17 protein-coding genes are annotated in these 18,885 nt (G+C 61.9%); 11 read left to right on the top strand and 6 right to left on the bottom strand.

Translation table 11 applies throughout. The features are described 5' to 3' along the window. Positions 1-2 precede the first annotated feature (2 nt). The 5 genes from JMV15_RS11800 (at position 3) to JMV15_RS11780 (ending at position 4,800) form a co-directional block, all read left to right on the top strand. On the top strand, positions 3-878 hold the full coding sequence (locus JMV15_RS11800; RefSeq protein ID WP_038450601.1) for an SMP-30/gluconolactonase/LRE family protein: 876 nt from the start codon (positions 3-5) through the stop codon (positions 876-878). A 45-nt stretch (positions 879-923) separates the two neighbouring features. Then, entirely contained in the window at positions 924-1,886 is a 963-nt protein-coding gene (locus tag JMV15_RS11795) for a TRAP transporter substrate-binding protein (RefSeq protein WP_014719006.1), read from the top strand. Positions 1,887-1,951: 65 nt separating this feature from the next. Next, positions 1,952-2,479: a TRAP transporter small permease gene (locus tag JMV15_RS11790; RefSeq protein WP_032903437.1), complete on the top strand. Its 528-nt coding sequence runs from the start codon at positions 1,952-1,954 to the stop codon at positions 2,477-2,479. 1 nt (position 2,480) lies between these two features. Then, entirely contained in the window at positions 2,481-3,761 is a 1,281-nt protein-coding gene (locus JMV15_RS11785; protein WP_014719008.1) for a TRAP transporter large permease, read from the top strand. 163 nt (positions 3,762-3,924) lie between these two features. Beyond that, a complete protein-coding gene (locus JMV15_RS11780) occupies positions 3,925-4,800 on the top strand; it encodes an aldose 1-epimerase (protein ID WP_038450603.1) in 876 nt (291 codons plus the stop codon). On the opposite strand, the gene JMV15_RS11775 is transcribed toward JMV15_RS11780, so the two are convergent. The 5 genes from JMV15_RS11775 to JMV15_RS11755 form a co-directional block, all read right to left on the bottom strand. Then, the gene (locus JMV15_RS11775; protein WP_014719010.1) at positions 4,789-5,934 is read right to left on the bottom strand and encodes an HlyD family secretion protein; all 1,146 of its coding nucleotides are present in this window, start codon (positions 5,932-5,934) and stop codon (positions 4,789-4,791) included. The genes JMV15_RS11780 and JMV15_RS11775 overlap by 12 nt on opposite strands. Then, positions 5,931-7,574, bottom strand: coding sequence for an MFS transporter (locus JMV15_RS11770; RefSeq protein WP_014719011.1), 1,644 nt, complete (start codon positions 7,572-7,574; stop codon positions 5,931-5,933). The genes JMV15_RS11775 and JMV15_RS11770 overlap by 4 nt, the downstream gene beginning before the upstream one ends. Before the next feature lie 141 nt (positions 7,575-7,715). After that, on the bottom strand, positions 7,716-8,522 hold the full coding sequence (locus JMV15_RS11765) for a sulfite exporter TauE/SafE family protein (RefSeq protein ID WP_038450605.1): 807 nt from the start codon (positions 8,520-8,522) through the stop codon (positions 7,716-7,718). After that, entirely contained in the window at positions 8,523-9,767 is a 1,245-nt protein-coding gene (locus JMV15_RS11760) for an NAD(P)/FAD-dependent oxidoreductase (protein ID WP_019818087.1), read from the bottom strand. Between the two features lie 51 nt (positions 9,768-9,818). Further along, complete coding sequence (locus tag JMV15_RS11755) at positions 9,819-10,154, bottom strand: ArsR/SmtB family transcription factor (protein WP_003174875.1); 336 nt, start codon at positions 10,152-10,154, stop codon at positions 9,819-9,821. 94 nt (positions 10,155-10,248) lie between these two features. Here JMV15_RS11755 and JMV15_RS11750 point away from each other — a divergent pair, with 94 nt between their 5' ends. After that, on the top strand, positions 10,249-11,112 hold the full coding sequence (locus JMV15_RS11750; protein WP_014719014.1) for an MBL fold metallo-hydrolase: 864 nt from the start codon (positions 10,249-10,251) through the stop codon (positions 11,110-11,112). 694 nt (positions 11,113-11,806) lie between these two features. Here the strand turns inward: JMV15_RS11750 and bkdR are convergent. Beyond that, positions 11,807-12,295, bottom strand: coding sequence for a Bkd operon transcriptional regulator BkdR (gene bkdR / locus JMV15_RS11745; RefSeq protein WP_003174877.1), 489 nt, complete (start codon positions 12,293-12,295; stop codon positions 11,807-11,809). Between the two features lie 195 nt (positions 12,296-12,490). Between bkdR and JMV15_RS11740 the strand changes: the two genes are divergently transcribed. From JMV15_RS11740 to JMV15_RS11720, 5 genes are all read left to right on the top strand, one after another. After that, positions 12,491-13,726 (top strand): 3-methyl-2-oxobutanoate dehydrogenase (2-methylpropanoyl-transferring) subunit alpha, encoded by a 1,236-nt coding sequence (locus JMV15_RS11740; protein ID WP_014719015.1) that lies wholly within the window; start codon positions 12,491-12,493, stop codon positions 13,724-13,726. Position 13,727: 1 nt separating this feature from the next. After that, positions 13,728-14,786, top strand: a complete 1,059-nt coding sequence (locus JMV15_RS11735) for an alpha-ketoacid dehydrogenase subunit beta (protein WP_005789444.1) — start codon at positions 13,728-13,730, stop codon at positions 14,784-14,786. Next, complete coding sequence (locus tag JMV15_RS11730) at positions 14,787-16,052, top strand: dihydrolipoamide acetyltransferase family protein (RefSeq protein WP_014719016.1); 1,266 nt, start codon at positions 14,787-14,789, stop codon at positions 16,050-16,052. A gap of 4 nt (positions 16,053-16,056) precedes the next feature. Continuing rightward, the gene (gene lpdA, locus JMV15_RS11725; protein ID WP_038450611.1) at positions 16,057-17,436 is read left to right on the top strand and encodes a dihydrolipoyl dehydrogenase; all 1,380 of its coding nucleotides are present in this window, start codon (positions 16,057-16,059) and stop codon (positions 17,434-17,436) included. A 205-nt stretch (positions 17,437-17,641) separates the two neighbouring features. Next, positions 17,642-18,661, top strand: coding sequence for a branched-chain amino acid aminotransferase (locus JMV15_RS11720; RefSeq protein WP_014719018.1), 1,020 nt, complete (start codon positions 17,642-17,644; stop codon positions 18,659-18,661). The last annotated feature ends 224 nt before the right edge of the window (positions 18,662-18,885 follow it).

Below are 18,885 nucleotides of genomic sequence, written 5' to 3'. Positions count from 1 at the left end.
CCATGACTGCTGAATTGATTGTCGATGCCCGCAATGCCGTGGGCGAATGCCCGGTGTGGGTGCCTGAAGAAAACGCGCTGTATTGGGTGGATATCCCCAACGGTGGCTTGCAACGCTGGAACGCCGCCACCGGCCATCTGGCAGCGTGGAAAGCCCCAGAGATGCTCGCCTGTATTGCGCGCACCCAGGCAGGCAATTGGGTCGCTGGCATGCAAACCGGCTTCTTCCAACTCACACCCCACAACGACGGCAGCCTCGACACCGTGCCGCTGGCCAGCATCGAGCATTCGCGCAAGGACATGCGTTTGAACGATGGCCGCTGCGATCGCCAGGGCCGTTTCTGGGCCGGCAGCATGGTGCTGGACATGGGCTTGAACGCCGCCGAAGGCGTCCTTTATCGCTATGGGTCCGGGGCTGCGCCCCACGCGCAACTGGACGGGTTCATCACCCTCAACGGCCTGGCCTTCAGCCCCGATGGCCGCACGATGTACGCTTCCGATTCGCACCCGAAGGTGCAAAAGGTCTGGGCGTTCGACTACGACATCGAGACCGGCACACCGTCCAATCGCCGCCTGTTCGTTGATATGAACGACTTCCCCGGGCGGCCCGACGGTGCAGCCGTGGACGCCGAGGGCGGCTACTGGATCTGCGCCAACGACGCCGGGTTGGTTCACCGTTTCACCCCGGACGGTCGCCTGGACCGCTCCCTGAGCGTGCCCGTGAAAAAACCCACCATGTGCGCCTTCGGTGGTAGCCGCCTGGACACCTTGTACGTCACTTCCATCCGCGACGACCCGAGTGAACAGTCGCTGTCTGGTGGCGTGTTCGCCCTCAACCCCGGCGTCCAAGGACTGCCCGAACCCCGCTTCATCGTTTAATCGCTGTGCCTTGAATACAACAATAACAAGACAGGAGTGACTTCCATGGACTTCAAACGCACCTTGCTCGCCGCTGCAATCTTCACCCTCAGCAGCGCCGCCCACGCGCTGGAAATCAAGTTCGCCGACATTCACCCCGCTGGCTACCCCACCGTGGTCGCCGAAGAGAACATGGGCAAGGCCCTGACCAAGGCGAGCAACGGCGAGCTGACCTTCAAGTACTTCCCCGGCGGTGTGCTGGGCTCCGAGAAGGAAGTGGTCGAACAGGCCCAGGTCGGCGCCGTGCAAATGACCCGCGTCAGCCTCGGCATCGTCGGCCCGGTGGTGCCGGACGTGAACGTGTTCAACCTGCCGTTCGTGTTCCGCGACCAGGCGCATATGCGCAAGGTCATCGATGGCGAGATTGGCGACGAGATCCTCGCCAAGATCACCAACTCCGAGTTCGGCCTGGTGGCCCTGGCCTGGATGGATGGCGGCACGCGCAACCTCTATACCAAGAAACCGGTGCGCAAGATCGAAGACCTCAAGGGCATGAAGATCCGCGTGCAAGGCAACCCGATTTTCATCGAAGCCTTCAACGCCATGGGCGCCAACGGCATTGCCATGGACACCGGCGAGATCTTCAGCGCCCTGCAGACCGGGGTCATCGACGGCGCGGAAAACAATCCGCCGACCTTGCTGGAACACAACCACTTTCAGAACGCCAAGTACTACACCCTCACCGAACACCTGATCCTGCCTGAACCCATCGTGATGTCGAAAATCACCTGGAACAAGCTCGACCCCGCCCAGCAGGACATGGTCAAGGCCGCTGCCAAGGCCGCCCAGGCCGATGAGCGCGTGCTCTGGGACGCCAAGTCCGCCAGCAGTGAAGAGAAACTCAAGAAGGCCGGCGTGGAGTTCATCACCGTCGATAAAAAGCCCTTCTATGAGGCCACCGCCCAGGTGCGTGCCAAGTACGGTGCGCCGTATGCGGACATGATCAAGCGCATCGACGCGGTTCAATAACCTCCCCTGCCCCTGCATAAGGCCCGGCGCGGTCGGCATCGACGCGCCCGGTCACGGTGAACGCCATGAAGACTTTACTGCTGCGCTTCAATGACTGCCTTTACATGACCTGTATCTGGGTCGCCGGCCTTTCGGTCCTGGGGGTGGCCTTGATCATTCCCTGGGGTATCTTCACCCGCTACGCCCTCGGTACCGGTTCCAGCTGGCCGGAGCCCACCGCCATCCTGCTGATGCTGGTGTTCACCTTTATCGGCGCCGCTGCCAGTTACCGTGCCGGCGCGCACATGTCGGTGGCGATGATCACTGACCGCTTGCCGCCTGTCCAACGCCGCCTCGTCGGCATCCTCTCGCAACTGCTGATGGGCACCATCTGCGTGTTCATGACGATTTGGGGCACCAAGCTGTGCCTGTCCACCTGGAACCAATTCATGAGCGCCATCCCCACCCTGCGCGTAGGCATCACCTACATGCCGATCCCGATTGGCGGCGTGCTGACCCTGGTGTTCGTGGTCGAAAAGCTGCTGCTCGGTGACCAGAGCAACCGCAAGGTGGTGCGCTTCGACTTGGTTGAAGAAAACGAAGGGGCCGCCTGATATGGACGCATTGATTCTGTTGGGCAGCTTTGTTGTATTGATTCTGATCGGCATGCCGGTGGCCTACGCGTTGGGGCTGTCGGCGCTGATTGGCGCGTGGTGGATCGACATCCCGTTCCAGGCCCTGATGATTCAGATTGCCGGTGGGGTGAACAAGTTTTCGCTGATGGCGATTCCGTTCTTCGTGCTGGCCGGGGCGATCATGGCCGAGGGCGGCATGTCGCGGCGCCTGGTGGCCTTTGCCGGGGTGCTGGTGGGCTTTGTGCGTGGCGGGTTGTCCCTGGTCAACATCATGGCTTCGACGTTTTTTGGCGCGATTTCCGGCTCATCCGTGGCCGATACCGCCTCGGTCGGCTCGGTGCTGATTCCGGAAATGGAACGGCGGGGTTATCCGCGCGAATTCGCCACCGCCGTGACCGTCAGCGGTTCGGTGCAGGCGCTGCTGACGCCGCCCAGCCATAACTCGGTGTTGTACTCACTGGCGGCGGGCGGCACGGTCTCCATCGCCTCGCTGTTCATGGCCGGTGTGGTGCCGGGCTTGTTGATGAGCGCGTGCCTGATGGTGCTCTGCCTGATCTTCGCGAAAAAGCGCGACTACCCCAAAGGCGAAGTCATCCCCTTGAAGCAGGCGCTGAAGATCGCCGCCGATGCGCTCTGGGGCCTGATGGCCATGGTGATCATCCTCGGCGGCATCCTCTCGGGCATCTTCACCGCCACCGAGTCGGCGGCGATTGCGGTGTTGTGGGCATTCTTCGTGACCATGTTCATCTACCGCGACTACAAATGGCGCGAGCTGCCCAAGCTGATGCACCGCACGGTGCGCACCATTTCCATCGTGATGATCCTGATCGCTTTCGCCGCCAGCTTCGGCTACATCATGACCCTGATGCAGATCCCGGCGAAGATCACCACGCTGTTCCTGACCCTGTCGGACAACCGCTACGTGATCCTGATGTGCATCAACGTCATGCTGTTGTTGCTGGGCACGGTGATGGACATGGCGCCGCTGATTCTGATCCTCACGCCGATCCTGATGCCGGTGATCCTGGGCATCGGCGTCGACCCGGTGCACTTTGGCATGATCATGCTGGTGAACCTGGGCATCGGCCTGATTACCCCGCCGGTGGGCGCGGTGCTGTTCGTTGGTGCGGCGGTGGGCAAGACCAGCATCGAGAAAACCGTGAAGGCACTGCTGCCGTTTTATGCGGTGTTGTTCTTGGTGCTGATTGCGGTGACCTACATCCCGGCGTTGTCGCTGTGGTTACCCCATTTGGTGCTGTAAACCTTCTTTCAGAAACAAAAGTGAGCAACTGTGGGAGCGGGCTTGCCTGCGATAGCGGTGTATCAGTCACGGATGCATTGACTGACAGGTCGCTATCGCAGGCAAGCCAGCTCCCACACTTGCATCCTCAGTGTTTGTTTTGACTTCATCAGGCAGGTCAATCGTGATTGAGCTTTCGGATCAATTCACCCATCTGGTGCTCGCCCCCGCCATCGGCGGCAGCCTCGTCAACTGGACGGTGCGCGCCACCGGGCAGCCGCTGTTACGGCACAGCGATGCACAGGCGATCAATACCGGGCTGCCGGGCAAGCTGGGTTGCTATCCCTTGGCACCCTGGTCCAACCGAATCGCCCAAGGCGGGTTCGACAACCCCGGTGGTTGGCTGGCACTGGCAGCTAATAGCCTCACTGATCTTTTACCGATTCACGGCTCGGCCTGGCAGCAGGCATGGCAGGTGGTGAGCCATACCACGCATGAAGTGGTGCTGGAATTGGAATGCGCCACACCCTTCGCCTATCACGCCCGCCAGCGGTTGCGCTTGAACAACGGTGAGTTGAATATCCAATTGTGTGTAACTCACTTGGCCGAGCAACCCGCGTGGCATGGGCTGGGCTTGCATCCGTACTTACCTCGCCGGCCGGGTACGCGGCTGCAGGCCAAGGCTGGGCAAGTGTGGATGAGTGATGCAGCCAAGCTGCCCACCGAGTTGGCACCGGTTCCCGAGGCCTGGGATTTCCGGCAACTCAAAGGTTTGCCAGAGGGGCTGGTGGACAACGGCTTTTGCGGCTGGGATGGGCACTGCCTGATCGAACAACCGGAGCTTGGCTACCGTCTCGAATGCCAGGCCAGCGGCGCCGATTATTTCCTGTTGTACTGCCCGCCGGGGTTGGAGTTTTTCTGCATCGAGCCGGTGAGCCATCCGGTGAATGCCCATCACCTGGCGGGCAAGCCTGGCCTGAAGCTGTTGGAGCAAGGCCAGTCAACCCACCTCAATTTCAACCTGAAATACACGCCAAGCGTGCCAGTGTCAGGGCGGTGAATTTTTGAGACGCCCTGCCGTGTCGATACTCACCACCACCGACAACCCCGGCCGCAAGCGCTCACTCTCGGCTTGATCCGGATCCACGGTGATGCGCACGGGCACCCGCTGGGCGATCTTGACGAAGTTGCCGGTGGCGTTGTCCGCCTGCAACAGGCTGAACTCGGAACCGGTGGCCGGGGAAATATGCTGCACCGTGCCATGGAATTTGCGGTGGTTCAGCGCATCCACGGTGAACGTCACCGGCTGGCCGACCTGCACATTGTCCATCTGGGTTTCTTTCATATTGGCAATCACCCACAACTGCTTGGGTACCAGGGCCATCAGTTGCGCGCCGGAATTGACATAAGCGCCCAGGCGCACGCCAATCTGCCCCAGCTGACCATCCCGTGGCGCCGTGATGCGGGTATTGGACAGGTCGATGCGCGCCAGTTCCACTGCCGCCTCGGCACTCGCGACAGCTGCCTCCAGGGAGCCGCGGTTGACGATCACCGTCTGCAAATCCTGGCGCGCAATTTCCAGGCTGGCCTGGGCCTGGGCCACGGCGGCGATGGTCTGCGCGTTGGCGGCACGGGTCACGTCCAGTTCGCGTTTGGACACCGAACCATCGCTGATCAGTTCTTCATTGCGGCGCAAATCCGCAGTGCTCTTGCGTGCCTGAGCCTGACTGTCGACCAACGCGGCCTGGCGCAGCTTGATGGTCGCTTCGGCGCTGTTGCGTTGCTGCACCACGTTGGCCAACGAGGCCTTCTGCACCGCCAGTTGTGCCAGGGCCTGGTCGAGGCGTTGCTTGTAGATACGGTCATCCAGGCGCACCAGCAGGTCGCCGGTCTTGACGTACTGGAAGTCCTGCACCGGCACTTCGAACACATAGCCACTGAGTTGCGGGCCGATAATCGTCACCTGCCCACGCACCAGGGCGTTTTCGGTGGTTTCCACCGCGCTGCTGAACGGCGGCAGTTGCCAGGCGTACAACACGATCAGCACACCGATGATGGCGATGGCGGCAAAGCCCAGGGACGAGATGATCCGCACGCGCAAGGACCGCAGTTGGGTGGGCACCGCGCCCGGTGGCGTGCTGCCTTCCGGCGTGGCGGCAATGGCAGTCGTGGTGGTGGTTGAAGGTTCAGTCATGAAGTCGCGCCGCTGGGTTGAACAGGAGGAGTTGCCTTGGTAGTGCTCATCAGCCACAGGCTGCGGGTGAAGATCCACAGCATGGTCAGGATCGCGATAATCGCGATCAGCATGAAGACATCGTTGTAAGCCATGACGTTCGCCTCACGGGTGGCCGCCGTGGCCAGGCTGCGGATGCCCATGAGGTTGCGCAGTTCCGGGTCAGCGACGATCTTGCCATAGGCCGCCCCACCACTCTGCACCCGCGCCGCCACAAGCGGATCGATCAGGGTCAGGTGCTCGACGATCATGCTCGAATGATACTTCTCGCGCACGATCTGGAAGGTGCCCAGCAACGCCGCGCCGATCAGGCCGCCAAGGTTCTGGCAGATCCCGAACATCACCGAGAAGCTCACCAGGTTGCGCGGGTTGGTCAGTACGTTTTTGGTGCCCAGCACCATGGTCGGCCCCAGGAAGAATGTACCGCCGAAGCCTAGCAGGAACTGGCTGATATAGAGGTTCTGCGGACGGGTCAGGTTGCTGGAAAAACTGTCCATCACCGAACCGGTCGCCATCAGCGCCAGGGAGATGATCAGCGGCATCAGCAAATGCGCCGGGTTGATCGTCAACGCGCTGACCACCAGCCCGGCAATCGCCCCGGCCAGCATCACCACGTACAGGGTGTGCATCTGCTGGTAGCTCATGTTCAACATCTGCATGAACCCCACCGCACCGGTGGATTGCTCGGACAGCACCATGCGAATCAGCACCACCGCCAACGCCAGGCGGATCATCACGCCGCTGCCCAGCCAGCGCGTCATCAGCATCGGGTTGCTGCGGTTATGCTCGATGGCGAGCCCCGCCATGATCAGCACCAGGGAACAGGCGGAGGCCACGCCGATCCACGGCGCTTCCAGCCACCAGTCAATACGCCCCAGGGACAGCACAGCGCAGAGCAAGGCCACGCCGCTGGCGAGGATGGCAAAGGTTAGAAAATCGAGTTTTTCAAAGGTCTTGAAGCGATCACCCGGCGGCAGCTTGAGCAGAAACACGCAGCCCAGGCAGATCAGCGCCAGGCCCAGTTCGAACAAATACAGCCCGCGCCATTCAGCGATTTGCAGCAAGTCTTCGGAAAACAGCCGCGCCAGCGGTAACGCCAACTGCGCGGTGCCCAGCCCCAGTACCAGCGCTTTCAGCCGCCACTTGGCCGGGAATGCCTGGATCATGTAGTACAAGCCCAACGAACTCAGCGCCGCGCCCACCATACCGTGGGCGGCCCGTACCGCAATCGCCGAACTGAGGTCATTGACGAACAAGTGGCCGAAGGTCACCAGCGCGTAGAGCACCAGGAACACCTCGGTAAACGCACGCAGGCCGAACTGCTGGCGAAACTTCACCAGCAGTAGGTTCATGCACACGTTGGTCATCACATAGGCGGCGGGCAGCCAGGCCATTTCCGCGGTGGTCGCGCCCAGGGCGCCTTGCAGGTATTGCAGGTTGGCGATGACCAGGGCGTTACCCAAGCCGCCGGTGATTGCCACCAGCACGCCGACCAGCGCGAAGAGCCAGCGCTTATGCGTAGGGTGCAGCGGCGTCGACGGCGAGCCAGGCAGGCTCGGCCGCTCGTGGGGTTGCCAGGTGTGGGGTGTGTATTTATCCATTCGGTGACCTTGGTAAGCCGGGGTGCAAGGCCGGTGAATCCGTTACACAGAGGAACAGTAACCTGAGAGGCGTTCATCTTGCCATCTCGTGGACGCATTTGATCCTCAGGTGGACACAGTCAAAAGTAGAAGCTTTTAACCTTATAGGGCGGCCTTGAGTAACATGCCAACAGCCACTACGACGCACAAACTGGCAAACCCCACTTGCAAGGCCCGCGCGGGAATCACCGAACACAACCGCCGTCCTGCCAACATGCCGACGATACTCGCGCCGATAAACACCCAGCCCACCGGCTCGATACTCACGCCCGCATGAAACGCACCGGCCACGCCGATCAGCGACAGCAGGCTGACCACCATCAACGACGTGGCGACGATGCCACGCATCTGCACATCGGTGAGCTGCTTGAACGCCGGTACGATCAGGAAGCCGCCGCCCACGCCCAACAACCCCGACACGGCGCCGGTCACCGCACCCAATGCGGCCAGGGTGGCGCTGCACTTGGCGGTCCAGGCCAGGCGCCCGGTCTGCTGGTTGAGCATGCAGTTCTTCTGGCCCCACGACGCCGAACCATGGTCACTCGGCCCGGCCTCGCGCTTTTCCCGTTGCAGCATGCGCCAGGCCACCAGCACCATCAGCGCGCTGAACAGTCCCATCAGCACCGGCTCCGACAGTTGATGGGCGACGAACACACCCAACGGCGAAAACAACGCGCCAAGCAAGGCGATCAGCAACGCCGCGCGATACCGCACCAGGCCATGGCGCAAGCCATCAATGGCCCCCACCGCTGCCGCCGCACCCACCGCCAGCAACGACACGGGCGCGGCCTGGGTCATGGTCAAGCCCAGCCCCAGCACCAGCGCCGGCACCCCGAGGATGCCGCCGCCCGCGCCGGTCAGGCCCATGACCAGGCCCATCAATACACCCAACACACTGGCCAGCAGCATTCAGTCCACCTTGCTCAGACGGGTCAGCCACTCGCGGCCCTTGAGCATACCGTTCCAGTAGAACCACGGCAGCAGCGTGGCCTTGAGGAACCACATCGAACGGCGCGCCTGCGTGGGATCGAGGGGAAAGGTCGGCAGCAATTTGCCGCCGTAGCCAAACTCGGCCAGCACCACCTTGCCCTTCTCCACCGTCAGTGGGCAGGAACCGTAGCCGTCGTATTTGAGCGGCAATGGCGCCTGTTTGCGCAGGGCCAGCAGGTTTTCCGCCACCACCACGATTTGCTTGCGCACCGCCGCAGCAGTCTTGGCGTTGGTGGTGCCGCACACATCGCCAAGGCCGAAGATATGTGGGTAGCGCAGGTGTTGCAGGCTGTGGGGGTTCACTTCGCACCAGCCGGCGGCATCGGCCAGCGGGCTCTGGCGGATAAAGTCCGGGGACAACTGCGGCGGTACGACGTGGAGCATATCGAAGGTTTTCTCTTCGACCGTCGCGTTGCCTTCGGCGTCTTTGACTTCAAACCAGGCTTTGCGCGCCGGGCCATCGACTTTCACCAGGTTGGAATTGAACGCCAGGCGCGCGTTGTATTTCTCCACGTACTTCATCAATGGCGGCACAAAGGTTGGCACACCGAACAACGCGGCACCGGCCAGGTTGAATTCGACGTCGATGTGTTTGAGGTCGCCCTGCTTGAGCCAGTGGTCGCAGGACAGGTACAGGGCTTTTTGCGGCGCGCCGGCACATTTGATCGGCATCGCCGGCTGGGTGAACAACGCTTTGCCGCCCTTGAGCTGCTGCACCAGCTGCCAAGTGTAGGCGGCGTGCTCGTAGCTGTAGTTGGAGGTGACGCCGTGTTGGCCCAGGGTGTCTTGCAGGCCTTCGATTTTTTCCCAGGCCAGGCGCAGGCCGGGGCAGACGATGAGGTTCTTCCAGGTGACGCGCTGGCCGCTGTCGAGCACCAGGGTGTTTTCATCGGGCAGCACTTCGCTGACGGCGGCCTGCACCCAGCTGACGCCATTGGGTAGCACATCGGCCAGGGGCCGGCGGGTCTTTTGCAGGTCGTAGGCGCCGCCGCCGACCAGGGTCCAGGCGGGCTGGTAGCAGTGGTAGTCGTTAGGTTCGATGAGGGTGATGTTCAGCTGCGGGTCGCGCTTGAGCAGGCTGGCCAGCAGGCCGATGCCTGCCGAGCCGCCGCCGATGACTACGATATCGCCACTGATGGTGGGTCCCCAGTGTTGTTCGGTCATTGTCTACTGCCTTTTTGAGTCAATGCACACAAGGGTCGCTGCCGGATGGCGTCACGCCCAGCTTTTTATGACCGCGCCGCAATACAGCCCGGACAGGGTCTTCATCACTTGAATCACTTCATGGCTGGCCAGCCCGTAGAAAATGTATTTGCCTTCCCGACGGGTGGCGACCAACCCTTCATCGCGCAAGATGCCCAACTGTTGTGACAGGGTGGGCTGGCGTACCCCGGTCAGGGCTTCCAGCTCGCCGACGTTGCGCTCGCCCTGGGTCAACTGGCACAGGATCAACAAGCGGTCTTCATTGGCCAGGGCCTTGAGCAAGGCACAGGCCTTGGACGCCGATGCACGCAGCTGGGCGACCTCGCCCTCACTCAACGTAGATTCCATTTGCCTCGGGTCCTTTAAGTCACTTAAGCTCAAAACATTATGTGTAAACGTAAACTGATTGTAACCACTTTTTTCTTCAGCAGAGACAGCCGCCATGCCAGCGTTGATTCAAGCCTTTCTGGATGACGCATCGTCGACCTACACCTATATCGTCTATGAAGCCGATGGCGGCCCTTGCGCCATCGTCGACTCGGTGCTCAATTACGACCCGGCGTCCGGGCGCACCGACACGACGCAAGCCGACAAGGTGATCGCCTTTGTGCGCGAGCATGGCCTGCACGTGCAATGGCTGCTGGAAACCCACGCCCACGCTGACCACCTGTCCGCCGCGCCCTACCTGCGTCGCACCTTGGGCGGCAAGATCGCGATAGGCGAATCGATCAGCAAGGTGCAGGGCGTGTTCAAAAACCTGTTCAACCTCGAGCCGGAATTTCGCGTGGACGGCTCGCAGTTCGATCACCTGTTTGCGCCGGATGACATCTTTCATATCGGCAACTTGAAGGCCCAGGCGTTGCATGTGCCCGGACACACCCCCGCCGACATGGCCTATTTGATCGATGGCCGCTTGATCCTGGTGGGCGACACCCTGTTCATGCCCGACGTCGGCACCGCCCGTTGCGACTTCCCCGGCGGCGATGCGCGACAGTTGTACGCGTCGATGCGCAAGCTGTTGGCGTTCCCTTCAGACACCAAGCTGTACGTGTGTCATGACTACCCACCCGAGGGTCGAGAAGCCAAATGCCAGACCACCGTGGCGGAACAGCGGGCGGGCAATATCCATGTGCATGACGGCGTGGATGAAGCGGCGTTTGTTGAGATGCGCACCCAACGCGATGCTGGATTGGGCATGCCGACGTTGTTGCTGCCGGCGATCCAGGTGAATGTGCGAGCGGGGAATATGCCGCCGGCGGAAGAGAACGGCGTGACGTACCTGAAAATCCCCCTCAACCAACTCTAGAAACACCGATCCCCTGTGGGAGCTGGCTTGAACTGCGATAGCCATAGGTATCTACACAACTTTTTAGGCTGTCGCAGCAAACGGTAACCACGATGCGAAGCGAGCCGCTCTTGATCTTGATCTTGATCTGCTGTTGATCTTAGGCGCCCCGTTAAACCACGATGGCCGGAATTCGACAGGGATTTGGGGGGTAAACCGGCAGGGATGCCGGTTTAGCCGCCCCGCGCCATGGATGGCGCGTGGCGGCGGCCCCCCAAATCACTGGCGGATTACGGGCACACCGAGCCTGGGCGAGGTGCCGAGTGGTGGGGCAAGAGCCCTTTTGGTTACTTTTGGGGCTCTTTTCCAAAAGTGGCCCGCTGTAAAAGCGGAACCCTAGGTGGCCGTTACCGCAGGAATCGATATGTACACAATCCAACTGTGTCGCCTGCCAGGCCGCCTTCGCGAGCAAGCCCGCTCCCACAGTTGGATTGCGGGGGTGTCAGGTAGATATGTGTCGCCTGGGAGGCCGTCATCGCAGGCAAGCCAGCTCCCACATTTGGACTGCGGGGGTGTCAGGTAGATTGGCGTCGGCTGTCAGGCCGCCATCACAGGCAAGCCAGCTCCCACAGTTGGATCGTTGGGTGTCAGGTAGATTGGCGTCGGCTGGCAGGCCGTCATCCCAGGCAAGCCCCACATTTTGTCCCGTGTTGAATCAGGAACCGAGGCTGATGCCGTTGGCCGGCAATGGCAATGCGGTTTTGTAGCGCACTTGCTTCAAGGCAAAGCTGGAGCGAATGTTCGCCACCCCCGGCACCTTGGTCAAAAAGTCCATCATAAAGCGCTCCAGGGACTGGATCGTGGGCACCAACACCCGGATCAAATAGTCCGGGTCGCCGGCCATCAGGTAGCATTCCATCACCTCAGGCCGATCCGAGATCGCCCCTTCGAATTGCTGCAGCGCCAGCTCGTTCTGTTTTTCCAGGCTCACATGGATGAACACATTGACGTGCAGCCCCAGCAAATCAGCATCCAGCAGCGTGACCTGCTCACGAATCAGCCCCAGTTCTTCCATCGCCTTGACCCGGTTGAAACACGGCGTGGGCGACAGGTTGACCGAGCGGGCCAGGTCGGCATTGGTGATCCGGGCATTCTCCTGCAGGGCGTTGAGAATGCCGATATCGGTACGGTCCAGTTTGCGCATGAGACAAAATCACCTGTTTATTATGTTTATGCAGTTTTTTTATCCGCAAATGACCGTGAGCGCAATGAAACACAGATAAATATTCTTCTACGCCACGCCTATGATTGTTGTAGGACAAGATTTCTTCTACCCGAAGACTGACTGTCAGCTAGCGCGCCCACTACAAGAAATTCACAAGATAGAGCGTAGAAAGCCATGACCCAGCCGTATGCACCGCTGCGCCTGCATGTTCCCGAACCCTCGGGCCGCCCAGGCTGCAAGACCGACTTTACCTACCTGCGTTTGACCGACGCCGGCCTGGTACGCAAACCCGCCATCGACGTAGAACCGGCCGACACCGCCGACCTGGCCAAGGGCCTGATCCGCGTGCTCGACGATCAGGGCCAGGCCCTTGGCCCGTGGGCCGAGGGTGTCTCCACCGAGATCATGCGCCGCGGCATGCGCGCCATGCTCAAGACGCGCATTTTCGACAACCGCATGGTGGTCGCCCAGCGTCAGAAAAAAATGTCGTTCTACATGCAAAGCCTTGGCGAAGAAGCCATCGGCAGCGCCCAGGCCCTGGCCTTGAATATCGACGACATGTGCTTCCCCACCTATCGCCAGCAAAGCATCCTGATGGCCCGCGAGGTGCCGCTGGTGGACCTGATCTGCCAACTGCTGTCCAACGAGCGCGACCCGCTCAAGGGCCGCCAGTTACCGATCATGTATTCGGTCAAGGAGGCGGGCTTCTTCACTATTTCCGGCAACCTTGCCACCCAATTCGTGCAGGGCGTGGGCTGGGGCATGGCCTCAGCGATCAAGGGCGATACCAAGATCGCCTCGGCCTGGATCGGCGACGGCGCCACTGCTGAATCGGACTTCCACACCGCCCTCACCTTCGCCCACGTGTACCGCGCGCCAGTGATTCTCAACGTGGTCAACAACCAGTGGGCGATTTCCACCTTCCAGGCCATCGCCGGCGGTGAAGCCACCACCTTCGCCGGACGCGGCGTCGGTTGCGGCATCGCTTCCCTGCGCGTGGACGGCAACGACTTTATCGCCGTGTACGCCGCCTCGGCCTGGGCTGCCGAGCGTGCGCGCCGCAACCTGGGGCCCACCCTGATCGAGTGGGTCACCTACCGCGCCGGCCCACACTCCACCTCCGATGACCCATCCAAGTACCGTCCCGCCGACGACTGGAGCCACTTCCCGCTGGGCGATCCGATTGCCCGCCTCAAGCAGCACCTGATCAAAATTGGCCAGTGGTCCGAAGAGGAACACGCGGCGGTCAGTGCCGAACTTGAAGCCGAAGTGGTCAAGGCGCAGAAGGAAGCCGAACAGTACGGCACCCTCGCCGGTGGCCAGATTCCAAGCGCCGCGACCATGTTCGAGGACGTCTATAAAGAGATGCCGGAGCACCTGAAGCGCCAGCGTCAAGAGTTGGGGGTGTGACATGAACGACCACAACAACAGCATCGAACTGGAAACCGCCATGACCACCACCACCATGACCATGATCCAGGCCCTGCGCTCGGCCATGGATGTGATGCTTGAGCGTGACGACAACGTGGTGGTGTTCGGCCAGGACGTCGGGTACTTCGGCGGCGTGTTCCGTTGCACCGAAGGCTTGCAGACCAAGTATGGCAGCTCGCGGGTGTTTGACGCCCCCATTTCGGAAAGCGGCATCGTCGGCGTGGCCGTGGGCATGGGCGCCTATGGTTTGCGCCCGGTGGCCGAAATCCAGTTCGCCGACTACGTCTACCCCGCCACCGACCAGATCATCTCCGAGGCGGCGCGCCTGCGTTATCGCTCGGCCGGCCAGTTCACTGCGCCCTTGACCATGCGCATGCCCTGCGGTGGCGGCATCTATGGCGGCCAGACCCACAGCCAGAGTATCGAAGCGGTGTTCACCCAGGTCTGCGGCCTGCGCACGGTGATGCCGTCCAACCCCTATGACGCCAAGGGCCTGCTGATCGCCTCCATCGAAAACGATGACCCGGTGATCTTCCTCGAACCCAAGCGCCTGTATAACGGCCCTTTCGATGGCCACCACGACCGCCCGGTAACGCCGTGGTCGAAACACCCCCAAGCCCAGGTGCCGGACGGTTACTACACCGTGCCGCTGGATGTGGCCGCCATCGTGCGTCCGGGTTCGGCCGTGACCGTGCTGACCTACGGCACCACCGTGTATGTGTCGCAAGTCGCCGCTGAAGAAACCGGCATCGACGCCGAGGTCATCGACCTGCGCAGCCTGTGGCCGCTGGACCTGGAGACCATCGTCAAGTCGGTGAAAAAGACCGGCCGTTGCGTGGTGGTGCATGAGGCCACGCGCACCTGCGGCTTTGGTGCCGAGTTGGTTTCGCTGGTGCAAGAGCATTGCTTCCACCACCTGGAAGCGCCGATCGAACGCGTCACCGGTTGGGACACCCCCTACCCGCACGCGCAGGAATGGGCGTATTTCCCAGGGCCGTCCCGAGTGGGCGCGGCGTTGAAACGGGTCATGGAGGTCTGAATGGGCACGCACGTTATCAAGATGCCGGACATTGGCGAAGGCATCGCGGAAGTTGAATTGTCGGTATGGCATGTAAAGGTCGGCGACCTGGTGGTTGAAGACCAGGTGCTGGCGGATGTGATGACCGACAAGGCGATGGTGGATATTCCCTCGCCGGTCCACGGCAAGGTGATTTCCCTCGGCGGCGAGCCGGGTGAGGTCATGGCAGTGGGCAGTATTTTGATCAGCATTGAAGTAGAAGGCGCAGGCAATACCAAGGATGTCCCGGTGGTTGCCGAGCCGGCGAAGGCCGCGCCGCCTGTGGCCGAAGCCAAACCGGTACAGGCGCCGGTAGAAAGCAAGCCCGCTGCAGCAGTGAAAGCGCCGCAAGCGCCCGTGGCCCGTGAAGCCAGCGAACGCCCATTGGCCTCGCCTGCCGTGCGCAAACACGCGCTGGATGCCGGGATTCAACTGCGCCTGGTCCAGGGCACAGGGCCTGCCGGCCGAATTCTGCATGAAGACCTGGAGGCTTACTTGCGCCAGGGCACGGCAACGGGCGCCAGTGCCGCCAACCCTTACGCCGAGCGCAACGACGAACACCAAATCCCGGTGATCGGCATGCGCCGCAAGATCGCCCAGCGCATGCAGGACGCCACCCGGCGCGCCGCGCATTTCAGCTACGTGGAAGAAATCGACGTCACCGCCCTCGACGAGTTGCGCGTGCATCTCAACGAGAAGCACGGTGCGACACGCGGCAAGCTGACCCTGCTGCCGTTTATCGTGCGGGCCATGGTGGTAGCCTTGCGCGACTTCCCGCAGATCAATGCGCGTTACGACGACGAAGCCCAGGTCATCACGCGCCTTGGTGCCGTGCATGTGGGCGTCGCCACCCAAAGCGACGTTGGCCTGATGGTGCCGGTGGTACGTCACGCCGAAGCCCGCAGCCTGTGGGGCACTGCCGAAGAAATCGCGCGTTTGGCCAATGCCGCACGCACAGGCAAGGCCAGCCGCGATGAGCTGTCCGGTTCCACCATCACCCTGACCAGCCTTGGCGCCTTGGGCGGCATTGTCAGCACGCCGGTGCTGAACCTGCCGGAAGTGGCCATCGTCGGCGTCAACCGCATCGTTGAGCGGCCGATGGTGATCAAGGGCCAGATCGTGGTGCGCAAGATGATGAACCTCTCCAGCTCCTTCGATCACCGCGTGGTCGATGGCATGGACGCGGCGCAATTCATCCAGGCCATTCGCGGCCTGCTCGAACAACCCGCCAGCCTGTTCCTGGAGTAAGGGCATGACTCAGACATTGCACACCACGCTGCTGATTATCGGCGGCGGCCCCGGCGGTTATGTGGCGGCGATTCGCGCAGGCCAACTGGGCATCCCCACCATCCTGGTGGAAGGCCAGGCACTGGGCGGCACCTGCCTGAACATTGGCTGTATTCCCTCCAAGGCGCTGATCCATGTGGCCGAGCAGTTCCAGCAAACCGTGCACCATAGCCAGGGCTCGCAACTGGGCATTGAAGTGGATGTACCGACCCTGGACATCCGCAAGAGCGTGGAATGGAAAGACGGCATCGTTGACCGCCTGACCACCGGCGTCGCCGCACTGCTGAAAAAACACAAGGTGCAGGTGATCCATGGCTGGGCCAAGGTCATCGACGGCAAGACTGTCGAGGTGGGCGAGCAGCGCATCCAGTGCGAGCACCTGCTACTGGCCACCGGCTCGACAAGCGTCAACCTGCCGATGCTGCCGATTGGCGGGCCGATTATCTCCTCCACCGAAGCCCTGGCACCGACCCATGTGCCCCGGCGCCTGATCGTGGTGGGCGGTGGTTATATCGGCCTGGAACTGGGGATTGCCTACCGCAAGCTGGGTGCCGACGTCAGTGTGGTCGAGGCCCAGGCGCACATCCTGCCGGCCTACGACGCCGAGCTGACCCTGCCGGTGGCTGAATCCTTGAAGAAACTCGGCGTGAAGCTGTACCTGGAACACAGCGTCACCGGCTTTGCCGACGGCAAACTGCAGGTGCGCGCCCCCAACGGCGACATCTTGGCGCTGGACACCGACCAGGTGCTGGTCGCCGTGGGGCGCAAACCCAACACCCAGGGTTGGAACCTCGAAGCGCTGAACCTGGACATGAACGGCGCGGCGATCAAGATCGACAGCCGCTGCCAGACCAGCATGCGCAACGTGTACGCCATCGGCGACCTCAGCGGCGAGCCGATGCTGGCGCACCGGGCCATGGCCCAGGGAGAAATGGTTGCCGAACTGATCAGCGGCAAGGCCCGCGAATTCAACCCGGCGGCAATTCCGGCGGTGTGCTTTACCGACCCGGAACTGGTGGTGGTCGGCAAGACCCCGGACGAGGCCAAGGCTGCCGGCCTGGATTGCATTGTGTCGAGCTTCCCCTTCGCCGCCAATGGCCGGGCCATGACGCTGGAGTCCAAAGCCGGCTTCGTGCGGGTGGTGGCGCGACGTGACAATCACTTGATTGTTGGCTGGCAAGCCGTGGGGGCCGGAGTGTCCGAGCTGTCGACCGCGTTCGGCCTGAGCTTGGAAATGGGTGCGCGCCTGGAGGATGTGGCCGGCACCATCCATGCCCACCCGACCCTGGGTGAAGCGGTGCAGGAAGCCGCGCTGCGGGCGTTGGGGCACGCGTTGCACCTGTAAAACCGTGGCGTGGCTATCGCAGGCAAGCCAGCTCCCACACTTGGAATGCATTCCAATGTGGAAGTCGGGCTTGCCCGCGATAGCGGTGGATCAGCCAATGCAGAGGTTGAATGGTCCGCCGCCCTCCTCCCACACCGGCCAAGAATGCAGTATTGTTGCGCCCATCCAGAAAAAAAATCCGACTTGACCAGAGATAGAGGGTGTCATGGGTAACGAGAGCATCAATTGGGACAAGCTGGGTTTTGACTACATCAAGACCGACAAGCGGTTTCTCCAGGTCTGGAAAAACGGCGAATGGCAAGCTGGCACCCTGACCGACGACAATGTGCTGCACATCAGCGAGGGCTCCACTGCCCTGCATTATGGCCAGCAATGCTTCGAGGGCCTGAAGGCCTATCGTTGCAAGGACGGTTCGATCAACCTGTTCCGCCCGGACCAGAACGCCGCCCGCATGCAGCGCAGCTGTGGCCGCCTGCTGATGCCACAAGTGCCGACCGACGCGTTCATCGACGCCTGCAAACAAGTGGTCAAGGCCAACGAGCGCTTCATCCCGCCGTACGGCAGTGGCGGCGCGCTGTACCTGCGCCCGTTCGTGATCGGCACCGGAGACAACATTGGCGTGCGTAGCGCGCCGGAGTTCATCTTCTCGGTGTTCTGCATCCCGGTCGGTGCCTACTTCAAGGGCGGCCTGGTGCCGCACAACTTCCAGATCTCCGGCTACGACCGCGCCGCGCCGCAAGGCACCGGTGCCGCCAAGGTCGGTGGCAACTACGCCGCCAGCCTGATGCCCGGTTCGGAAGCGAAGAAATTCGGCTTCGCCGACGCGATCTACCTGGACCCGATGACACATTCGAAAATCGAAGAAGTCGGCTCGGCCAACTTCTTCGGGATCACCCACGACAACCAGTTCATCACGCCGAAGTCGCCTTCGGTATTGCCAGGCATCACCCGCCTGTCGCTGATCGAACTGGCCCAGACCCGCCTGGGCCTGGAAGTGGTCGAGGGCGAAGTGTTCATCGACAAGCTGGATCAGTTCAAGGAAGCCGGCGCCTGCGGTACCGCAGCGGTGATCTCGCCTATCGGCGGCATCCAGTACAACGGCAAGCTGCACGTGTTCCACAGCGAGACCGAAGTCGGCCCGATCACCCAGAAGCTCTACAAAGAGCTGACCGGTGTGCAGACCGGTGACGTGGAAGCGCCAGCGGGTTGGATCGTCAAGGTCTGACAGCCACAAAAGCCAGCGACACCACAAAACCCTGTGGGAGCTGGCTTGCCTGCGATAGCGAACTGTCAGTCAGCATATGATCGTTCCCACGCTCCGCGTGGGAATGCAATGCATCCCCTGACGCTCCGCGTCACCTGTTGTCCGGCGGGACGCGGAGCATCCCAGGCGGCATTCCCACGCAGAGCGTGGGAACGATCAAGGGCCCACCGCTATCGCAGGCAAGC

Source organism: Pseudomonas paracarnis, assembly GCF_904063055.1.
GTDB classification, from domain to species: domain Bacteria; phylum Pseudomonadota; class Gammaproteobacteria; order Pseudomonadales; family Pseudomonadaceae; genus Aquipseudomonas; species Aquipseudomonas paracarnis.
Note: the sequence above shows the minus strand (reverse complement) of the source record. Positions and strands in the feature narration are given on the sequence as shown.